Source organism: Mesorhizobium sp. CAU 1741 (assembly GCF_039839275.1).
Classification (GTDB): Bacteria; Pseudomonadota; Alphaproteobacteria; order Rhizobiales; family Rhizobiaceae; genus Aerobium.
Genome location: NZ_JBDOQP010000004.1, coordinates 308,683 through 327,103 on the forward strand (window position 1 = coordinate 308,683; position 18,421 = coordinate 327,103).

Here is an 18,421-nt window from a genome sequence, read left to right on the forward strand (position 1 = left end):
GAAATACGATGACAACAGTCGACACCTCGAAGGCGGAACCGGGCGAAAGCGTCGCCGGCTCGGGCACGGGTTCGGTGCGGGCCTTCGTCGATCGCTTCGGTTCGCTGCTGCTGATCGCATTTCTGATCGGCTTCTGGGAATTCGCGGTGCGCTACTTCGAAGTGCCGCGCTTCCTGCTGCCGACGCCGAGCGAGATCGTCACGCTGATGATCAACGAATGGTCGCTGCTGCGCATGCATGCCACGGCCACGATCGCCAGCATCGTCACCGGCTATGCCGCTGCCGTCATATTCGCCTTGGCAATCTCCGCGCTGATGATCCGGTTTCCGCTTGCCGAAAAGCTGATCATGCCGATCTTCGTCGGGTTGCAGAGCGTGCCCAAGCTCGCGATCGCGCCGCTCATCCTCGTCTGGGTCGGTGCGGGCTTCGGCTCGAAGGTGCTCGTCGTTGCCGCCATCGCCTTTTTCCCGATCGTCATCAACACCATGACCGGCTTCAAGGAAGTCGACCGAGGATTGCGCGACGTGTTCCGGTCGGTGGCGGCCAATGAGCGACAAGTGTTCTTCCAGCTTCGCCTGCCCTACGCCATGCCGTACATCTTCGCGGGGCTTCGCATCGCCACGACGCTTGCCGTGCTGGGCGCCATCGTCGCCGAATATCTCGCCGCATCGAACGGCCTCGGCTATCTCGTCCTGTCGGGAAGCTTCAACTTCAACACCGCCCGCTCCTTCGCGGCCATCATATCGCTGGCTCTCATCGGCACCATCTTCTTCTGGTTGATGTCGCTGGTGGAATCCAAGCTGTCGTGGAAGGCCCGCTCGGGCGGCGACCAGACGAGTGAGGTCTGAGATGTCGAATACGCTGGAAATGACGCAACCCGGGAGCAGTGCTCAGGTGACGAGCTCCGGAATCTCGATCAAGGGTGTCGAGGTCGTCTACGGGGTCGGCGGCTCGCAACCGGTCACCGCACTGAAGGACATCGACCTCGACATCGCCGACGGAGAATTCGTCTCCCTGGTCGGTCCATCGGGATGCGGAAAGAGCACGCTGCTCAAGGTGGTATCCGACCTCATGGGTCCGACCCGCGGCTCGGTTACGATCGGCGACACCTCGCCGTCACAGATGCGCAAGGACGGCCGGCTGGGGTTGGTCTTCCAGCAGGCCAACCTGATGCCGTGGCTGACGATCTCGAAGAACATCGACCTGTTGCGTTCGCTGGTTTCGGGTCGCGGCGGCACCGTGTCGCCCAACGGCGCCACCGTTGACGAACTCATCGACCTCGTCGGATTGAGCGGGTTCGGCGACAAGTTCGCCCACCAGCTTTCAGGCGGCATGCAGCAGCGCGCCGCTCTCGCCCGTGCGCTGGCGCTCGATCCGGCGGTGCTGCTGATGGACGAACCCTTCGCCGCGCTCGACGAGATCACCCGTGACCGCATGGCGTTCGAGCTGATGCGGATCTGGCAGCGCTATCGCAAGACGGTGCTGTTCGTGACGCACAGCCTCGGCGAAGCCGTACTCCTGTCCGACCGCGTCGTTCTGATGAGCGCGCGCCCCGGCCGCATCCACAAGGTATTCGACATCGACCTGCCGCGGCCGCGCACGCCGGAAACGCGCCTCGACGAGCGCTACCACCGGCTGGTAATGGAGCTCAACCGCGAGCTCTACGCCGTCATGACCTGACGAACACCACCTGGAAACGACGCCCGCACGCGGCCCGGCGAAGGGCCGCCGCCGGCGAACTGACTTCGAAGAACGGAGAATTCACCATGGCGGAACCTGCCGGAATGATCAGACGCAGCGGCCAGCAATGGGTCATGGATCAACTGTTTCGCATTGCCGGGCACGACCTTCTGTTTCCCGGCGCCCTGGGCTTCAGGCTCGAGCGGGGCTACCGCTATGCGGAAGTCGAGCGGACGATGCAGCGCGTCAAGACCTTCCGCCAGAACGCCCGCGAATGGGCCCGTACAGCGGGCCAGCTCGAAGACATGGCAAGGGAAGCGGAAGCCAGGGGCCATTCGATCACCGCACGGGATTTCTACTACCGCGCCTCGATCTATTACGGACGCGGCCAGTGGTCGATCAACCGCGATACCGACGTGAAGCGGCAGATGTACGACAAGTGCGTCGAGAACTTCGAAGGCCTGATCCGCCATTCGAACGGGCTCATCGAGCGCGTCGAACTCGATGTGGAGGGCGAGACGGTCTATGGCGTCCTGCACCTGCCGGAGCACCGCGTCGGCAAGGTGCCGGCGGTGCTGTTCTTCCCGGGCATGGACATGTTCAAGGAAGAGTTCCCCAACGCCGAGTGCAGCCCGTTCGCGCGGCGTGGGATGGCCATGCTGACGCTGGACGGCCCCGGCCAGGGCGAAACCCGCGTCAAGGGCTGCAAGGTCACCGACGAGAAATACGTCAAGGCCGGCAAGGCCGCGCTCGACTATCTCGAGAAGCGGCCGGAGATCGATGCCGATCGCCTCGCCGTGTCCGGCGCCAGCTTCGGTTCCTACTGGGCGCCGCAGCTCGCCGCCAACGACAGCCGGATCAAGGCGAATGCCGGGATCATGGGCATCCTGTACTCCATGAAGGCGATCTTCGAACTGGCACCGCCGAGCTTCAAGACCACCTTCATGTACATGGCCGGCATCAACGACGAGGCCCAGTTCGACAAGATGGCGGCGACCATGGGCCTTGAAGGCGTCGGACAGAAGATCACCTGCCCTACCCTCATCACCCAGGGCGAGAACGATTATCTCTGCCCGCTGGAAGGCGCGGACCAGTTCTTCAACGAGATCGCGGGACCGAAGGAAATGTGGATTTTCCACGACGAGTTCCACCCGCTGGGCGGCGTCATGCAGCACCTGCTGCCATGGCTGGCCGACTGGATCATGGACGCTTTCGACGGCAGGCATGCGCCGGATCTCGCCCGCCGCATCGAACACGAGGTGCTCTAGCTCATGACACCGATACCGTCCCTGACGGCCGGCGACGACCCGATGGAGCGCGGGCGGCTGCACGGTGAACGCTTCGCCCGCCAGATCGAAGACAATCTCGAAACCTACCTCAGGCGCTTCGAGGCATCCGGCCTCACACGCAAGGCGGCGCTAGCCGAAGGCGAGGACTGGTTTGCCAGCATCCGCCGCCAGAACGCCGAGTATGCATCGGAAATGGCCGGCATCGCCAAGGCGAGCGGCCGCAGCGAGGCGGAGATTGCCCTGCTCAATGCGCGCTACGAAATCGCGTTCACGCTTTTCGGGCGCGACGCGACGCACACCGAGCGCGAGCGCGAGGAACTGCTGGCGACGGGCCCGGACGGCTGCACCACCTTCGGCCTGTTGCCCGAAGCCACCGCGGACGGCCATACCTGGCTGGGCCAGAACTGGGACTGGCTGGAAGGTGTCCACGGCCGCAACTTCGTCCTGCGCGTGCGGCGAACCGACAAGCCCAGCTTCATCTGCCTGACCGAGGCGGGCATCGCCGGCGGCAAGATGGGCGTCAACGAGAACGGCATCGGCCTCGTCGAAAACGGCCTCGCCTCGAGCCACGATGGCAGGTATCCGCTGGAGAAGCCCTTTCACGTGCGCTGCCGCGAAGTGCTCGACGCGCGCGAGTATGACGACGCCCTGCGGCCGGTCGTCAACTCGCGACGGACCTGCTCGGCCAATTTCGTCGTCGGCCACGCCGCGGGCGAGATCATCGACATGGAGACCAGTCCGGACCTCGTCTCCTACATCCATCCCAGCGACGGCATCGTCACCCATTCCAATCACTTCGTCTCCTCGGGTCACGGCCAGTCGCAGATGGAGAAGATCGCGCCGAACACGCTCTACCGGTCATCGCGCATCCGCCGGCTTCTGCAGCGCACGGGTGGATCGATCACCCTGGACGACATGAAGGCGGCCACGACCGACCACTTCGGCGCACCGAACGCGATCTGCCGCCATCCCGACGAACGGACACCCGCCGCGAAGCGAACCATGACGACCGGCGCGGTGTTGATCGACCTCAATGAGCGGCTGATGTACGTCGCCGACGGACCGCCCTGCACGTACCCCTACGTGCGGTTCCGGATAGACGAGGACTAAGGCCGACGCCCGCTGACAGGTGTCGCCTTCGAGGAGGACCGATGTACACGATCGACATGCACACCCATACGCTCTGCCCGGACGTCGAGCCGCTGGTGCACGGCAAGTACGACCCGCAGGCAAATCCCTATCGCCGCGACATGTCTGCCGAAAGCAGGGTGACCGACGGCGAGCGCAAGCCGACCTATGGCCCGATGCTGAAGGACCCGCAGCGCCGCATTGCCGACATGGAACGGATGAAGGTCAATTTCCAGGTCGTTGCACCGGCTCCGGCGCAGCAGCATTACTGGGCCGACGAGGAGCTTCTGGTAAAGCTGAGCATGGTGCAGAACGATCACGTGGCTGGGCTCGTCGCCGGCCACCCGAAGCACTTCGCCGGGATGGGTACGCTTCCCATGGCTTTTCCGGCCGCCGCCGCCGCCGAAGCGGAACGCGCGGTGGGCGAACTGGGCCTGCGCGGCTTCCAGATCGACACGCGGGTCAACGATCACGAGCTGTCGGAGCCCGCCTTCGATCCCGTCTGGAAGACCCTTGCCCGGCTCGGCGTGCCGCTGTTCCTGCATCCGCTCGGGTTCTCGCACGGTCAGCGGCTTTCGCCTTTCTTCATGATCAACAGCGTCGGCCAGCCGCTGGAGGAACTGCTTGCCGCGATGCACCTGATCTCGGGCGGCGTCCTCGACCGGCACCCCGGCCTGAAGGTGGTCATTGCCCATGGCGGCGGCTATCTGCCGTTCTATGTCGGGCGGCTGGACCATGCGTGGAAGGTTCGTCCCGAGGTTCGTGCGCTGACCCCGGAGCCGCCCAGCGCCTATCTCAAGCGCATGTGGTTCGACACCTGCATCTTTCGCGCCGATCATCTGGCGTCGCTCGTCGAACTCGTCGGCATCGAGCGGGTCATGCTCGGCTCGGACTACCCCTTCGACATGGGCGACGAGGACCCGACCGCGATCGTCATGGAGTGCGCGGCATTGGACGATGCCGGGCGCGACAGGATATTGTCGGGCAATGCGAGACAGCTTTTCGGACTTGCGTAATGGATGAAACCGTCCGGCTCCGCGTCAACGGAGAGCAGGTCGAGCTCGCCTGCGGCAAGGACGAGCGTCTGATCGACCTCCTGCGCGAACGGCTCGGACTGACGGGCACGCGGTTCGGTTGCGGCGAGGAGATGTGTGGCGCCTGCATGGTTTTGGTCGATGATCGGCCCGCATATGCCTGCACGTTCGCTGCCACCGATGCCGCTGGCAAGGATGTGATCACCATTGAGGGCCTGGGCTCGGAAGCGGCGCCGCATGCCCTGCAAAGCGCGTTCCTCGAGCTCCAGGCCGGACAGTGCGGCTACTGCCTGTCGGGCATCATCGTATCGGCAGCCGCGCTGCTGAAGCGCAACCCCGCACCGTCGCGCGCCCAGATCGCCGAGGCGCTGGACCCGCATCTTTGCCGCTGCGGCGCGCATCATCGCATCCTGAAAGCCGTCGAGGCTGCGGCACATCAGATCGCGGCAAGCCCGGCGTGACCGGCCCTTCGCTGCCCCGCAGCCTCTTGACCAACCCAAGGCTCTCGCAGTGGATCGCATTCGAAGCCGGCCGCGTTCTCATCTCCAGCGGCAAGGTCGAGCTCGGCCAGGGTATCCTGACCGCGCTGCAACAGATCGCGGCCGATGAGCTGTGCGTCGACATGGCGCGCGTGGAGATCGTCTCCGGCCAGGCGCCGCTGACCCCCGACGAGGTCTACACCGCCGGCAGCCAGTCGGTCGAGATGTCGGGTGGCGCCATCGGCCTGGTATGCGCGCAGGTGCGCGAGACGCTCGTCGCGATTGCAAGCGACCGGTTGGGGCTCGATCCCGCAACCTGCAGCGTGCGCGACGGTCGCGTCCATGCCGACGGCGCACCGACCGGGATCGACTATTGGGGCAACATCGACGCGCTCGACCTCGATCGCCCCTGCGACGGCAGCGCCCCGCTCCTGAGCCGCCGGAAGCCGCGCTTCGTCGGCATGCCTGTCGCCCGCATCGACCTTTCCGAAAAAGTGTTCGGCGGGGGCTTCATCCACGATCTGACGCTTGAAGGCATGCGGCATGCCCGCGTCCTGCGCGGCGGCTTCCGCGACGCCCGGCTGGCAACGCTCGACGAGGCACGTGTGCGCCGGGCCGCGCCGGTCGACATCCTGCGCATCGGCGGCTTCACCGCCCTCGTCGCCAAGCGGCAGCGCGACGTGGAAGTGGCGCTTGCCGCCGCCCGACCTTCGGCATCGTGGACGGTGGATGCGCCGGACGCCGACGCCGGAACTGCGGACTGGCTGGTGCGCCAGCAATGCTCGACGCGCACGATCCAGGCCGGCGCAGAACCCGCGCCCAGCAACAGCGCGATCAGGCTGCGCTTTTCGCGGCCCTATCTGTCACACGGTTCGATCGGACCTTCCTGCGCCATCGCGCGCTTCGACGCAGGCAGGCTGGAGGTCTGGACGCATTCGCAAGGCGTGGAACAACTGCGCCAGGCCCTGTCCATGGTGCTCGACATCGATATCGCCAATATCGCGGTCAGCCATCGCCACGGCGCGGGCTGCTACGGCCACAACGGCGCCGATGATGCGGCCTGCGACGCAGCGATGATCGCAAAGCATTTCCCCGGCGTGCCGATCCGCGTCCAGTGGACGCGCAGCGACGAACTCTCCGCCGCGCCGCTGGGCGCGGCAATGGCTGTGGAGGCGAGCGCGACGCTTGGCGAAGACGGCATGCCGGCGGACTGGAAGCTGGAGATATGGTCCGGCAGCCATGGCCAGCGGCCGGCGATGGCGGGGCGGCCCAACCTGCTGGCGGCGGAGGAAGCCGGGCTGGCGCAACCTGCCGCAGACGTGCTCGACGTACCGGACGCGGCGGGAGGCGGCGGCACGCGCAACGCGTTCGCGCCATACGTGCTTCGCGGACAGACGATCACACACAATCTCCTGACCCGGCCGACACCGCACACCTCCGCGCTGCGCGGTCTCGGCGCGCAGGTGAACGTGCTGGCCATAGAAGGCATGATGGATGAGCTTGCCGCGGCTGCCGCCATCGACCCGGTCGCCTACCGCCTGCGCAGTCTGCCGGACGAGCGAGCCCGGCGCGTTCTGGCGCGCTGCGCGGAGCTTTGCCGATGGAGCGCGCGCGGAGAGGCCGGCACGGGCGTGGGCCTCGGCATCGCCTGTAGCCGCTACAAGAACCACGCCGCCCATGTGGCATTGGCGGCGCGTGTCGAGATCGAGGACGAGGTGCGGCTGACCGATATATGGTGCGTCGCCGACGCCGGACTGGTGGTCAATCCCGACGGCGCGCGCAACCAGATCGAGGGCGGCATCATCCAGGCGGCGAGCTGGACGCTCAAGGAGGCGTTTTCGCTGGGCGACGAGACGACGGTTTCGCGTGGATGGAGCGACTATCCGATCCTGCGCTTTTCGGAAGTGCCCGAGATCACGCTCGAGATGATCGACGCACCCGACCTTCCGCCTCTTGGCGTCGGCGAGGTTGCGGTCGGGCCCGCGAGTGCAGCAATTGCCAACGCAGCCAGCCACGCCCTTGGCGCGCGCCTCTCCACCCTGCCACTGACGCGGGAAACGATTGCCGCGGCCCTGCTGCGCGGAGCGTAGTCGCGCCGCAATTGAGCGTCACGACCATCCCTTGAATGCCACTTAAAGTGGCGCTATATTGCGTCGATAAGTGCGGCAAGTTTCAAAGGTGCAAAGATGGGTCTGGTGCAATATGCAGATGACGGGTTCTTCGCTCCACGCAAGATCGCCGAGGTCTTTCGCACCACGAGCGAGGAGATAGCCCGCACCGCCGGGCTTGGCCGCGATGCCGTGCAGCGCAAGGACCGCGTCCGGTCCGACAAGACGCAGCGCCGCCTGCGCGAAATGGTCGAGATCATCAACAAGGTGGAGCCGCGCTTCGGCTCGACGCTCATCGCCTATGCCTGGTACCGTTCCGAGCCGCTGCCAGGCTTCTCCGGCCAGACGGCGATGCAACTGGTGCGCGCCGGGCGAGCGGACGAGGTGCTTGCCTATGTCGACGCCGTCGACGCGGGCGTTTACGCCTGAACCGCCGGTGCTCTATCGCGGCAAGCTCTTTCGCGCGCTCAACCCGGTCTATGCCCGCGAACCGCTGTCCGGGCGCGGCGCCGAACTGTTCGGCGGTCGCTTCAATCCCAAGGGCGTCGCGGCGATCTACACCTCCCTGACGGTGATGACCGCAATCCGCGAGGCCAATCAGGTCGGCAACCTCCAGCCGACGACCCTGGTCTCCTATGAGGCGGAGTTCGACGAAATTTTCGACGGCAGGGACGAAGCGGCACTCGCCGCCGAGGGGATAGATGGTCCCGGCCTCGCCGACACCACCTGGCGCGACGCGATGAAGGCCACCGGCGAAGCCGGGACCCAGGCCTTTGCCAGGCGGTTGATCTCGAGGGGGCATCACGGGCTGCTCGTCCGCAGCTTCGCTGCTGGCGCAACAGCGGCGGATTTGAACCTGGTGCTATGGGTGTGGGGCGACACCGCGCCCGCGCGCCTCACATTGATCGACGACGAAGGCAGGCTTTCCGGCCCACGCTGAGCGTCCGCGGTCTCACCAGGGCACCGGCTTCCCGGCATAGTCGAAGAACCCGCCGGTATCCTCGGGTCGAAGCCCGGAAATACAGTCGATGAGATTTCGCGCGGCAGTCTCCGGGGACACTTTCGGGTGCTGCCGGTAGGCCTGCGTGAACGCGGTATCCACCGTTCCCGGGTGCAGCGCCACGACGATCGCCTGGGCGTTTTTCCGGCCGATCTCGATCGCCGCCGTGTGCACGATCTGGTTCGCGGCGGCCTTGGACGCGCGATAGGCGTACCAGCCGCCCATGCGGTTGTCGCCGATGGAGCCGACGCGGGCGGTCAGCACGGCCACGACGCAGCGCCCGTGCCGCGGCAGGAGCCGGGGAACGTGGCGCAGCACCAGCGCCGGTCCGACGGCATTCACGGCCATCACCTCCAGCATCGCCTCCGCCTCGATCTCGGCGAGCGACTTCTCGGGGCGTCCGCCGCCGGGAGCCAGAACGCCGGCGGCAACCAGAATGATGTCAAAAGGACCATCGAGCGGCGACAGCAGGCGATCGACCGACGACTGGCTGGCCAGATCGAGCTGGTTCCCGGAACGCGATAGTCGGGTCACCTCAAGGCCGCGGGCCGACAATTCAACGGCAAGGGCGCCGCCGATCCCTCCTGACGCGCCGATCACCAGTGCCTGGCTGCCTGTCATTGCCACCTCCTGCGTCATCACCTCGAAGATCCACGCGGGCCTCCGGTTTCAATACGCACGATGACAGGTTTCGGATGCCAGGCGGGCGATAGTGGCAAATCGCGGCAAGCGCGATCGTCGACAACGCATCAAGCAATGTCGGGAAATGCCTCGCTTCTCACGCCCCAGTGCCGTAAGAGCGGCGATGGAAAAAGATCAGTTCGATACTCCCGTCATCGTCAAGGTCGACGAGGCCGGTACGCTGCTTGCGCTGCGAACCGCCCGCGACACCTCCGACTTCCTCCTCAACCAGTGGCCCGGCAAGCGCACCGAGAAGCATCGGGCCGCGCTGCAGGCCTGCTCCGACGTCCAGACCGGCGGCAAGCCGCCGATCGGCGCGCGGCGCGCATTCGTGGCGGCCGCCCGCGAGGCTGGCGTCTTTACCGACAACAAGGCAATGCCGGCGACCGGCTAGTCCTCCGGCTCGGCCTTGGTCTCGGCATCGGCGTCGTCGGCACCCTGTTCCTTGGCCAGGGCCTTTGCGGCGAGTTTCTCCGCCTTCTTGTTCGCCTTGGCGCGATCCCGGTCCTGGCGCTGCTGATTGTAGTTCGGCGGTCTCGGCATATCTGGCTCTCCTGTTGGCCCCCTGCCTATTGACATAGAGGCCATAGATCAACCTCCCGTCTCGCTCGGCGATACGGTCAGAAGACCTGCGGCTGGCGCGCCCTGTCTCGGCGGCGCCGGGCGAGATCGTTGTTGACGATCTGGACCAGCGTGGGTCAGACAGATAGGGGGCGAGAGCGAGGACAAGAGGATCGCCTCTTGGCACCGTAGGCTGACCACGGCAGAAATATTGCTTGGCGAGTGTGCCGGCACGACCTGCGGATGGAACTTGGGCGGCATCTCCGTTTCGATGATGAAGGGTGATCCTGATGTCCAATGGCTATTTTCGACTGCACGCACGCACAAGGCCCATCACGACGCGGTCAGCCGTCGCGCAGCAATGGTTCGACCGCGGCCTGGCCTGGACCTACGCCTACAATCACGAGGAAGCGGTCTCCTGTTTCCGCGAGGCGCTGACACATGACGCGGATTGCGCAATGGCTTGGTGGGGCGTGGCCTTCGCGGCAGGGCCCTTCTACAACCGGCCATGGATCCGCTATTCCGCTGCAGAGGCCGCAGCGACACTGACGCTATGCGGCGCGGCGGCCCGGGAGGCATTGGCGCGATGCGCGAGCATCACGCCCGAGGAGCGCGCCCTCGTCGAGGCGATCGTGTTGCGCTACCCGCTCGACGAACAGCCATCCCAGGAAACGCTTGCCCGCGCCCAGGATGATTTCGCTGCGGCTATGCGCCAAGCCCATCGCGCATTCCCGGACGATGCGGACATCGCCGCCCTTTTCTGCGAGGCAGCGATTACCCGCACGCCGCGCCGTCTGTGGAACATTCGCACCGGCGAGCCCATGGCCGGGGCTGACTCGCTGGAAGCCGTCGCGGTGCTGGAAGGACTGATCGCCAAGCGCGAGCGAGCTGACGAGCCTCCGCATCCCGGCGCGCTGCACGTCTACCTCCATTTGATGGAAATGTCCCCGTTCCCCGAAAAAGCACTCAAGGCAGCGGATCTCCTGCGCGACATGGCGCTTGACGAAGGTCATTTCCACCACATGCCTGCGCACATCTATGTGCAGTGCGGCGACTACGCCCAGTCGGTCACCGTCAGCGAAAGGGCGGTCGAGGCGGACGATCTGTACCTTGCACGGATGGGCCCCGAGAACTTCTACACCACCGCCAGATGCCACGATTTTCACCTGCTGATGTATGCGGCGATGATGGCAGGCCAGTTCAAGACGGCACTGCAGGCCGCCGATCGGATCGTCAGCACGGCCACACCGGACCTGTTGGACCGCCGGCGGCCCTTCATGGCCTCCATCCTGGACGGATATTCCGCCATGCGCACGCATGTGCTGGTCCGCTTCGGACGATGGCTGGAACTGGCGGAAGAAGCGGCGCCGCCTCATCCCGAACTGACGCCGATGCGCGTGGCAATGCACGCCTATGGGAAAGGCGTGGCCAATGCGGCGCTCGGCCGGATCGCAGCTGCGGACGCGGCGCGTGGCGCATTCGACGAAGCGTTTGCAGCGATAAGCGAAGACAGCGTCTTTCTCAGCAATCCGACCCGCGACATCCTCGGGGTGGCCGAGGCGATGCTGGAAGGTGAGCTGGAGTACCGCAAGGGCAATCATGACCAGGCCTTCGCGGCGTTGCGGCTCGCGGTCGCGCGCGACGATAGCCTGAACTACACCGAACCGTGGGCCTGGATGCATCCTCCGCGTCATGCTCTGGGGGCGCTGCTTGCCGAACAGGGTCGATTTGACGAGGCGGAAATCGCCTATCGCGAGGACCTCGGCCTCGTGCCGGGCGTCGCCCGCTGCTGTCAGCACCCCGACAACATTTGGGCTCTGACCGGCCTCCTGGAATGCGTGGACAGAAACGGCCGCGCCGAGGAGGCGGGGCATCTGCGCCAGCGTCTGGTGTTCGCCCGCGCGCGTGCCGACACGAAGATCGAGACTTCTTGCTGCTGCCGCCGCGCTACCGGATGATCCTCAGGATGGCAGGAGATAGCCGGCCGCACGTGCGTCCGCATCCCATCGCTCCGCGAGGCCATAGACCTCCGGGTCGTCAATAACGGCAAACCGCTCCAGGCAGAGTTCGTCGAAAAGCGGTCGGAGTGCCGGTTCACCGGCCGCGCGAACCAGTTCATTGCCCAGGCGCCTCACCGCTTCGACGGGAATGCTGCCGGCAGCGACCAGGGGCGGAATTGGGGCGCAATCGGTCCGCGCGACCACCCTCACCTGGGCGGCAAGCGCGGGTTCGTGCCGATCGAGCAGTGCGTGGAAATAGCTGTCCAGCGGAGCGACGTCCGCCTGCCCTTCGAGGATGCTCTTCAGGGATGCCCGCGGTGTCACGAGAGGTCCGATCGATTCCCTGTAGAGGCGGGATCTGGCGCCGCGCAGGTCCATCAGGTGCCGGCGCGGCGCGTTGAAGCCGCTGTGCGATGCTTCATCCGTCCATGCTATCCTGCCGCCGAACGTATCTTCCAGCGTCTTGAACGCCGTGTCCCTGCGCACGACGAAGTTGGTGCAGTAGGTCGCGCCCTCGCACGGACCATCCTTCGGTATCGGTGCCGCCACGATCTGGATACCCGCCGAAGACAGTCGAAAGGGCCAGCCGCACATGAAGACGCAGCCCATGTCCGCACGAGACCACAGTTGCGAAAGCGGCGCCGGCGCCGGATGGTCGATGACCTCGAGTTGAGTTCCCGCGCGCGTTGCCACGCTCGTCAACAGGCGCTTCCAGAGCGCCGCAACTTCGGGATTGAGGTTGTACATTCGGGTGCAGCCGATCATCACATCAGCCCGCATCCTGCGCCGGCGGCCGTGAAACGACCCCCCAGCCTGAAAAGAGGTCCCGGATGTATCAACTCGACATGCGTGATGCGCCGACGCGAATGCCAGGTCGTGCGTACGAGCCGAAGGCATGGTTCATCGCCACGGATTTCGAGCAACGACGCAACGTCCGGCGACGGCGCCATGGCGTCAACGAGATGCTCGACCTTCGTAAACGGCACGTGCTGGAGTAGGTAGTCCGAGGCGGTCATGCAGGTAAAATCCTGCATGAGGAACTCGGGTGCAAGCGCGGGATTGACGAGCCGTCGCTCGAACTGAAGCGGCGTGCCGTCGCAACGATGCACCGCAACCAGGCGGAAGACCGGTTCGCCCGGAGAAAGCCCCAGAAGCGATGCGGCGTCACAGGATGCCGAGATGGTCGCCGCCTCGATCACTTCGCAGCTATGGATACCGTTTCGCAGATCGATTTCCCGGGCGATGCTGCGGATCTCGAACAAGGGCGCCATGGGCATGCCGCTGGCGACGAATGTGCCCAGTCCTTGAACACGTTCGAGCCTGCCCGCTTCCGTCAGCTCGCGGATCGCGCGATTCACCGTCATGCGTGACGCCGCGAACGCCCGGGCGAGTTCCATCTCGGATGGGACGCGATGACCTTCCTTCCACTCGCCGCGATCGATGCTTCGCAGGATGTAGTTCTTGATTTTCCGGTTCAGCGATACCTGAAGCGGCTGTGCTGTTGCCTGTTCCAGATCTCCCTCCCATTCCGCGCAAGATGCTTCATTGACAAGCGTCCCGACCGAAGCTTGTATATACATGCTAATACACCCGTCAACGACACTGGGTAGGCGCAGGGGAACACGTCTCCGATCCAACGGAGCGAACTGCCGAACCAGTCAAATGGGAGATTTCCATGAAATTCGGACCTGCTGCCGTAGGCACTATTCTATCCGCCGCAACCATTGCGCTGTCTTTGGGCGCCAATGCGGCACATGCGCAGGAAGCGGTGACGCTTCGCTTCGCAAGCGCGTTTTCACCGATGAGCGCCAACAACCAGATCAGCGTTCCCGCTTTCATTGCCGCCGTCGAGGAGGCCTCGGAGGGTACGCTGAAGATCGAACACTTTCCCGGTGGTACGATCGGCGGAAGTCCGGTCCAGCAGCTGGCGATGGTCGAGGCGGGGACCGCCGACATCGCGGAAGTGGTCGTCGCCTATACCCCCAACCGCTTTCCGGAACTCGGCCTTTTCGAACTGCCCTTCCTCGCGGAAAGCAATGTCGAAGCAGGCCTCGCTGCCTACAAGCTGTACGAGAAAGAGCTCGTATCCGGGCTCGACGGGCTGATGCTCGTCGGCGTCATCATGTCGGGCCCCTACGGGACCTCTGCAACGTCGCCCCTTGAATCGCTGTCCGATTTGAGCGGGTTGCGGATACGGGCCGCTGGCCCCATCCAGACCGACATCGTCACGCGACTGGGCGGCACGCCGGTGGGCAATGTCCCGGCGCCCGGCATCGCCGAGAACATCTCCCGCGGTCTTCTCGATGGCACGTTGATGACACCGGGAAACCTCTACAATTTTCGCATCGCGGACGCCGCCAAGCACCATCACTGGGAGCTGCCGCTAGGAAGCGTCGGGGTGATATTCCCGATGCGTCGCGACACGTTCGAGAACCTGCCACCCAAAGCGAAGGAAGCCTTCGAGACCTACTCCGGCGAATGGTTCACGCGGGTGCTTGGCGAAAACCTCGACACGCAGCAGCAAGAGGCCGAGGACCAGGTTCGCGCAGATGCCGAGCACACCGTCCATAGCTGGAGCGAAGAAGATCTGGCCGAGGCCCGGACCCTGCTCGAGCCGGTGAAGGACCAGTACGACGTCGAGAATTCGGACGGTGTGAATGTCTACCGGGAGATTCTCGCAGCGTTTGAGGACGTGCGCGCGAACCAGTAGCGGCGCGCCATTGGGACGCGGTGAAGATCGCCGCGTCTCCCTCCGCGGCGGGGAATGGAACCATGGATTTCGACCGGACGATACGACTTCACCTTGCGCGGAGCGAACTGGCGGCGGGGCTCGGCCTCGTCGGGCTGCTCCTGATGGGCGCCATCATCATCGTCGATGTGTTCATGCGGTGGATTCTGAACGCGCCGCTGTACGGCATGAGCGATCTGGTGGAGCTGACCACGCCTGTGATCGTCGCCTCTTGCCTTCCGTCTGCGTTCGCCGCACGGCAGAACATCACCATCCGGTTCCTCGGGCGCGCGCTGGCGCCGCGTGCGAGCCAGGCGGTGGAGCTGTTCGGACAGGCCACGGTTATCGTGGTCCTGGCGGCAATCGTGTGGCAGGTCGGCAAACACACGGCAGGCATGATCAACTACAACCAGTTGACCTGGCTGCTGGGGGTGCCGGTGTGGCCGAGCTGGGTGCTGACGACGATCCTGCTCGCCGCCTGTGTGCCGATACAGGCCCTCGTGGTCCTGGAGACGGTGCAGAACCTGAAGCTGGCCCGCCCCCTCCACGACGAGATTGTCGATCACTGACCAGCCCCTGCTAACGCACCAGCATCACGGAAGCCGTAAAGGATAACGGATTTGGATCCGATAACGATTGGATTGATCGGGTTTGCAGGGATGCTGGGTCTGATCGCGCTGCATGTGCCGATCGGGATCGCCATGGCCCTTGCCGGCGTCGTCGGCTTCTATGCCCTGACCGGCAACCCGGGTGCGGCAATAGCAATGCTCGGTTCCGAAACCGCCGGTGCGATCGCCAGTCCGGAGCTGGTGATCATTCCGATGTTCCTCCTGATGGGCGCGTTCGCCGGCACGTCGGGACTGGCAGGGGATCTCTACCGGCTTTCGAACGCGCTGATCGGGCACCGTCCGGGCGGGCTGGCAATGGCCACGGTCGCGGGGTGCGGAGGGTTCGGCGCGGCCTGCGGCTCTTCCATCGCGACGACGGCCACCATGGCACGGATCGCCCTTCCGGAGATGGAGAAGCGGGGCTATTCCCAGACCCTCGGGGCCGGATGCATCGCCGCCGGCGGCACGTTGGGATCGCTCATCCCCCCATCCTCCATCATGTTGATCTATGCATTCCTGACGGAGCAATTCGTTGTCGATCTGTTCCTGGCGGGCATCCTGCCCGGCATCCTCACGATCCTGATCTATTTCGTCGCGATCCATCTGGTGGTGAGACGCTCGCCATCCGTCGGGCCGGCAGGGGACCGGGCGAGCTGGGCCGAAGCCGGCCGCGTCGCCTTGAGCACCTGGGGTATCGTCCTGATCATAGCGATCATGACCGTCGGACTTTACGGAGGCATATTCACGGTCACCGAAGCTGCCGCAGCCGGCCTGATCGTCACGGTGGTCTTCGCCTATGCGCGTGGGAAAATGACCCTCGGCGAACTGCGGCGCACGATCACCGAAACGGCCCACAGCGTGGGAATGCTCTACATCATCCTCATTGGCGCCCACATCTTCTCGAACTTCATCGCCCTGACCCAGATGCCGTCGGCGCTCGTCGACGCGATCGTGGCATTGGGCTTGCCGCCGCTCGCGGTGATCTTCGTTCTCGCAGCCATGTACATCGCTTTGGGCGCGATCTTCGATTCCATCGCCGCGATGGTCATCACGCTGCCGTTCGTGTTCCCTTTGGTGACGGAGGGGCTGGGCTACGATCCGATCTGGTGGGGCATCGTCATGATCGTGGTGATCGAAATCGGCATGATCACCCCACCCATCGGCATCAATGTTTTCGTCATGCACGGCGTGCGTCGCGATATTCCGCTGAACGTCATCTTTCGCGGCATCCTCCCGTTCTTCGGAGCCGACCTCGTGCGGCTGGTCCTGATCATCCTCTTCCCGATCATAGCGCTCTGGCTGCCCATGACGATGTAGCGCCTGAGAACGGCGCCGAACGGTGTTCAGCCTTCCTGCGCCGGCGATGGCATGGCGTGCCAAGCGCGGTCGGAAGCGCTCATGCCCCCTGCGGCGTCTCGAGCGACGAGCGGGTCTCGGAAAGAAGATCGCCTGAAAACGCGGGATCGTCGCTGATCCGCGACAGCATGACGGCGCCCACCATCGCAGACCATGCGACGATCGCAGCCTGTCGGCGTTCCTGGTCGGAACTGCCCGGTGCCGTCTCGCTGAGCCGGTCGATCTGAGCCTTCATGAAGCGCGTCAGTACCCGGCGGGTTTCCGCGCTGGAGCGGGCAGCCTCTCCGCCAAGGCTCGGGAACGGGCAGCCACCTTCCCGGTTGTCGCGATGCCGCGGGCTCAGATAGGACGCGGCGAAACTGTCGAGCGAACGCTCAGGCCGTCCCGCGTCCTTTTCCAGGGCGTGGTTGAGGCTGGCGGCTATCAGTTCATCCTTGGACGTGAAGTAGCCATAGAAGGCGCCATGGGTTAGCCCGGCCTCGCGCATGATCTCGCCGACGCTAACATCCGCGAACCCGCGCAGGCGGAACAGGCGTGCTGCCGCGTCGAGGATTGACCGCCGGCTTTGCTCGACCTGAGCCTTGCTGACCTTGGGCATGGTTCTCCAATCTCTCCCGTTGACACCAATCATTATATGCATCATGTAACTAAACATGACAATCATAATGATTAATGTACGCTCGCACCGCCCAGGAAACCACCAGCGTCCGGGCGCGTTCGGATCGTCCGTATCCGCAGGGATTGTTGGACAATGAGCATCGAAGCGGTTTCAGGGATCGCGCCTGGCGATGCGGCCTCGCGCCTTCGGGCAGCCCGCACGCGCGCCCTGCTCGAGGCGCCCATCGGAAGCACACTCGCCAAGCTGGCCGCGCCCAATGTTCTGGCGATGTTCGTGCAGGCCGTGCAAAGCGTTGCCGAGGCCTATTTCGCCAGCCTCATGGGGCTGACCGCTCTGGCTGGCCTCGCGCTGGTCTTTCCGCTCGTCATGCTCACGCAAATGCTCTCGGCCGGCGCCATTGGCGGGGCCGTTTCGGCATCGATCTCCCGCGCCTTGGGAGCACGCGACGCCAACCGCGCAGCGACACTCGCGCTGACCGGCTGGATCATTGCCTCAGGCTTCGCGCTGTTTCTTGCGATCGTGGTCGCGCTCTTCGGAGCCACCATTTTCGACGCCCTGGGCGGCGGATCGCAGGCGGTAGACATGGCCAACCGCTACGCGATTGTGTTCTTCCCCGGCTGCCTGGCCATCTGGCTTTGTCATACGTCGCTCAGCATTATCCGGGGAACGGGCGACATGCAGACGCCGTCGCTGTTGCTGTTGGTGGTCTCCACCGTCTCCGTGCCCCTGTCGGGCGGCTTCGCCCTCGGCTGGGGTCCGCTTCCGGCTTTGGGCATGGCCGGGTTGCCGTTGGGCCTTGTCCTCGCCTACGGCGTCGGAGCACTCGTGGCGGTAGGCTATATTGCCTCGGGCAGCGTCGGGCTGGTGTTCAAGACGGCGATGTCGCGGCTCGGCATGGACATGTTCCGCGACATCCTACGCGTCGGCGCGATGGCTTCGGTCAACACGGCGCTGACGGTGCTGACAGTTGTGCTGATGGTCAGCATGGTCGGCCGCTACGGTGAAGCCGCGCTGGCTGGATACGGGCTGGGCGCGCGGCTCGAATTCCTGATGATCCCGGTGATCTTCGGCATCGGCGCAGCGATGACCGCGATGGTGGGTGCAAACATCGGCGCGGGCAACAGGGCCCGCGCGCTGCGCGTCGCCTGAA

The 18,421-nt window shown here is 65.0% G+C and carries 20 protein-coding genes; 15 read left to right on the top strand and 5 right to left on the bottom strand.

The annotated features are described in order from the left end of the window. Nucleotides 1-8: 8 nt before the first annotated feature. From AAFN84_RS17945 to AAFN84_RS17985, 9 genes are all read left to right on the top strand, one after another. Nucleotides 9-848 carry an ABC transporter permease gene (locus tag AAFN84_RS17945; protein WP_347516006.1) on the top strand — a complete coding sequence of 280 codons (840 nt, stop codon included), beginning with the start codon at nt 9-11 and terminating at the stop codon, nt 846-848. A 46-nt stretch (nt 849-894) separates the two neighbouring features. After that, on the top strand, nt 895-1,680 hold the full coding sequence (locus tag AAFN84_RS17950; RefSeq protein WP_347516007.1) for an ABC transporter ATP-binding protein: 786 nt from the start codon (nt 895-897) through the stop codon (nt 1,678-1,680). Nucleotides 1,681-1,784: 104 nt separating this feature from the next. Further along, nucleotides 1,785-2,948 (top strand): alpha/beta hydrolase, encoded by a 1,164-nt coding sequence (locus tag AAFN84_RS17955; RefSeq protein WP_347516008.1) that lies wholly within the window; start codon nt 1,785-1,787, stop codon nt 2,946-2,948. Nucleotides 2,949-2,951: 3 nt separating this feature from the next. Next, a complete protein-coding gene (locus AAFN84_RS17960; protein WP_347516009.1) occupies nt 2,952-4,079 on the top strand; it encodes a C45 family peptidase in 1,128 nt (375 codons plus the stop codon). A 41-nt stretch (nt 4,080-4,120) separates the two neighbouring features. Further along, nucleotides 4,121-5,113 carry an amidohydrolase family protein gene (locus AAFN84_RS17965; protein ID WP_347516010.1) on the top strand — a complete coding sequence of 331 codons (993 nt, stop codon included), beginning with the start codon at nt 4,121-4,123 and terminating at the stop codon, nt 5,111-5,113. Next, nucleotides 5,113-5,592, top strand: coding sequence for a (2Fe-2S)-binding protein (locus AAFN84_RS17970; protein WP_347516011.1), 480 nt, complete (start codon nt 5,113-5,115; stop codon nt 5,590-5,592). The genes AAFN84_RS17965 and AAFN84_RS17970 overlap by 1 nt, the downstream gene beginning before the upstream one ends. Then, the gene (locus AAFN84_RS17975; protein WP_347516012.1) at nt 5,589-7,700 is read left to right on the top strand and encodes a molybdopterin cofactor-binding domain-containing protein; all 2,112 of its coding nucleotides are present in this window, start codon (nt 5,589-5,591) and stop codon (nt 7,698-7,700) included. The genes AAFN84_RS17970 and AAFN84_RS17975 overlap by 4 nt, the downstream gene beginning before the upstream one ends. A gap of 96 nt (nt 7,701-7,796) precedes the next feature. Next, complete coding sequence (locus AAFN84_RS17980; RefSeq protein WP_347516013.1) at nt 7,797-8,147, top strand: antitoxin Xre/MbcA/ParS toxin-binding domain-containing protein; 351 nt, start codon at nt 7,797-7,799, stop codon at nt 8,145-8,147. 7 nt (nt 8,148-8,154) lie between these two features. Further along, the gene (locus AAFN84_RS17985; RefSeq protein WP_347516223.1) at nt 8,155-8,658 is read left to right on the top strand and encodes an RES domain-containing protein; all 504 of its coding nucleotides are present in this window, start codon (nt 8,155-8,157) and stop codon (nt 8,656-8,658) included. Between the two features lie 12 nt (nt 8,659-8,670). On the opposite strand, the gene AAFN84_RS17990 is transcribed toward AAFN84_RS17985, so the two are convergent. Next, nucleotides 8,671-9,339: an SDR family NAD(P)-dependent oxidoreductase gene (locus AAFN84_RS17990; protein ID WP_347516014.1), complete on the bottom strand. Its 669-nt coding sequence runs from the start codon at nt 9,337-9,339 to the stop codon at nt 8,671-8,673. Between the two features lie 184 nt (nt 9,340-9,523). Here AAFN84_RS17990 and AAFN84_RS17995 point away from each other — a divergent pair, with 184 nt between their 5' ends. Continuing rightward, nucleotides 9,524-9,793 (top strand): DUF982 domain-containing protein, encoded by a 270-nt coding sequence (locus tag AAFN84_RS17995; protein ID WP_347516015.1) that lies wholly within the window; start codon nt 9,524-9,526, stop codon nt 9,791-9,793. On the opposite strand, the gene AAFN84_RS18000 is transcribed toward AAFN84_RS17995, so the two are convergent. Continuing rightward, nucleotides 9,790-9,942, bottom strand: a complete 153-nt coding sequence (locus AAFN84_RS18000; protein WP_347516016.1) for a hypothetical protein — start codon at nt 9,940-9,942, stop codon at nt 9,790-9,792. The genes AAFN84_RS17995 and AAFN84_RS18000 overlap by 4 nt on opposite strands. A gap of 308 nt (nt 9,943-10,250) precedes the next feature. Here AAFN84_RS18000 and AAFN84_RS18005 point away from each other — a divergent pair, with 308 nt between their 5' ends. Next, nucleotides 10,251-11,918 carry a hypothetical protein gene (locus AAFN84_RS18005; RefSeq protein WP_347516017.1) on the top strand — a complete coding sequence of 556 codons (1,668 nt, stop codon included), beginning with the start codon at nt 10,251-10,253 and terminating at the stop codon, nt 11,916-11,918. A 3-nt stretch (nt 11,919-11,921) separates the two neighbouring features. Here the strand turns inward: AAFN84_RS18005 and AAFN84_RS18010 are convergent, their stop codons facing one another. Then, the gene (locus AAFN84_RS18010) at nt 11,922-12,725 is read right to left on the bottom strand and encodes a PhnD/SsuA/transferrin family substrate-binding protein (RefSeq protein ID WP_347516018.1); all 804 of its coding nucleotides are present in this window, start codon (nt 12,723-12,725) and stop codon (nt 11,922-11,924) included. Beyond that, nucleotides 12,725-13,540: a histidine utilization repressor gene (gene hutC, locus AAFN84_RS18015; RefSeq protein ID WP_347516019.1), complete on the bottom strand. Its 816-nt coding sequence runs from the start codon at nt 13,538-13,540 to the stop codon at nt 12,725-12,727. Before hutC ends, AAFN84_RS18010 begins: the two co-directional genes overlap by 1 nt. A gap of 95 nt (nt 13,541-13,635) precedes the next feature. On the opposite strand from hutC, the gene dctP reads away from it, so the two are divergent. The 3 genes from dctP (at nt 13,636) to AAFN84_RS18030 (ending at nt 16,613) form a co-directional block, all read left to right on the top strand. After that, nucleotides 13,636-14,670, top strand: coding sequence for a TRAP transporter substrate-binding protein DctP (dctP, locus tag AAFN84_RS18020; RefSeq protein WP_347516020.1), 1,035 nt, complete (start codon nt 13,636-13,638; stop codon nt 14,668-14,670). A gap of 62 nt (nt 14,671-14,732) precedes the next feature. Next, the gene (locus tag AAFN84_RS18025) at nt 14,733-15,257 is read left to right on the top strand and encodes a TRAP transporter small permease (protein ID WP_347516021.1); all 525 of its coding nucleotides are present in this window, start codon (nt 14,733-14,735) and stop codon (nt 15,255-15,257) included. 90 nt (nt 15,258-15,347) lie between these two features. Next, nucleotides 15,348-16,613, top strand: coding sequence for a TRAP transporter large permease (locus tag AAFN84_RS18030; protein ID WP_347516022.1), 1,266 nt, complete (start codon nt 15,348-15,350; stop codon nt 16,611-16,613). Between the two features lie 79 nt (nt 16,614-16,692). Here AAFN84_RS18030 and AAFN84_RS18035 read toward each other — a convergent pair whose 3' ends face one another. Beyond that, nucleotides 16,693-17,250, bottom strand: a complete 558-nt coding sequence (locus AAFN84_RS18035) for a helix-turn-helix domain-containing protein (RefSeq protein WP_347516023.1) — start codon at nt 17,248-17,250, stop codon at nt 16,693-16,695. 153 nt (nt 17,251-17,403) lie between these two features. Between AAFN84_RS18035 and AAFN84_RS18040 the strand changes: the two genes are divergently transcribed. After that, nucleotides 17,404-18,420: an MATE family efflux transporter gene (locus AAFN84_RS18040; RefSeq protein ID WP_347516024.1), complete on the top strand. Its 1,017-nt coding sequence runs from the start codon at nt 17,404-17,406 to the stop codon at nt 18,418-18,420. Nucleotide 18,421 lies beyond the last annotated feature (1 nt).

Excerpts from the sequence above, each read along its gene's own strand:
- AAFN84_RS17945 (WP_347516006.1), top strand. The coding sequence starts at position 9 with ATGACAACAGTCGACACCTCGAAGGCGGAACCGGGCGAAAGCGTCGCC.
- AAFN84_RS17955 (WP_347516008.1), top strand. The coding sequence starts at position 1,785 with ATGATCAGACGCAGCGGCCAGCAATGGGTCATGGATCAACTGTTTCGC.
- AAFN84_RS17960 (WP_347516009.1), top strand. The coding sequence starts at position 2,952 with ATGACACCGATACCGTCCCTGACGGCCGGCGACGACCCGATGGAGCGC.
- AAFN84_RS17965 (WP_347516010.1), top strand. The coding sequence starts at position 4,121 with ATGTACACGATCGACATGCACACCCATACGCTCTGCCCGGACGTCGAG.
- AAFN84_RS17970 (WP_347516011.1), top strand. The coding sequence starts at position 5,113 with ATGGATGAAACCGTCCGGCTCCGCGTCAACGGAGAGCAGGTCGAGCTC.
- AAFN84_RS17980 (WP_347516013.1), top strand. The coding sequence starts at position 7,797 with ATGGGTCTGGTGCAATATGCAGATGACGGGTTCTTCGCTCCACGCAAG.
- AAFN84_RS17990 (WP_347516014.1), bottom strand. The coding sequence starts at position 9,339 with ATGACAGGCAGCCAGGCACTGGTGATCGGCGCGTCAGGAGGGATCGGC.
- AAFN84_RS17995 (WP_347516015.1), top strand. The coding sequence starts at position 9,524 with ATGGAAAAAGATCAGTTCGATACTCCCGTCATCGTCAAGGTCGACGAG.
- AAFN84_RS18000 (WP_347516016.1), bottom strand. The coding sequence starts at position 9,942 with ATGCCGAGACCGCCGAACTACAATCAGCAGCGCCAGGACCGGGATCGC.
- AAFN84_RS18005 (WP_347516017.1), top strand. The coding sequence starts at position 10,251 with ATGTCCAATGGCTATTTTCGACTGCACGCACGCACAAGGCCCATCACG.
- AAFN84_RS18010 (WP_347516018.1), bottom strand. The coding sequence starts at position 12,725 with ATGATCGGCTGCACCCGAATGTACAACCTCAATCCCGAAGTTGCGGCG.
- hutC (WP_347516019.1), bottom strand. The coding sequence starts at position 13,540 with ATGTATATACAAGCTTCGGTCGGGACGCTTGTCAATGAAGCATCTTGC.
- dctP (WP_347516020.1), top strand. The coding sequence starts at position 13,636 with ATGAAATTCGGACCTGCTGCCGTAGGCACTATTCTATCCGCCGCAACC.
- AAFN84_RS18025 (WP_347516021.1), top strand. The coding sequence starts at position 14,733 with ATGGATTTCGACCGGACGATACGACTTCACCTTGCGCGGAGCGAACTG.
- AAFN84_RS18030 (WP_347516022.1), top strand. The coding sequence starts at position 15,348 with ATGCTGGGTCTGATCGCGCTGCATGTGCCGATCGGGATCGCCATGGCC.
- AAFN84_RS18035 (WP_347516023.1), bottom strand. The coding sequence starts at position 17,250 with ATGCCCAAGGTCAGCAAGGCTCAGGTCGAGCAAAGCCGGCGGTCAATC.
- AAFN84_RS18040 (WP_347516024.1), top strand. The coding sequence starts at position 17,404 with ATGAGCATCGAAGCGGTTTCAGGGATCGCGCCTGGCGATGCGGCCTCG.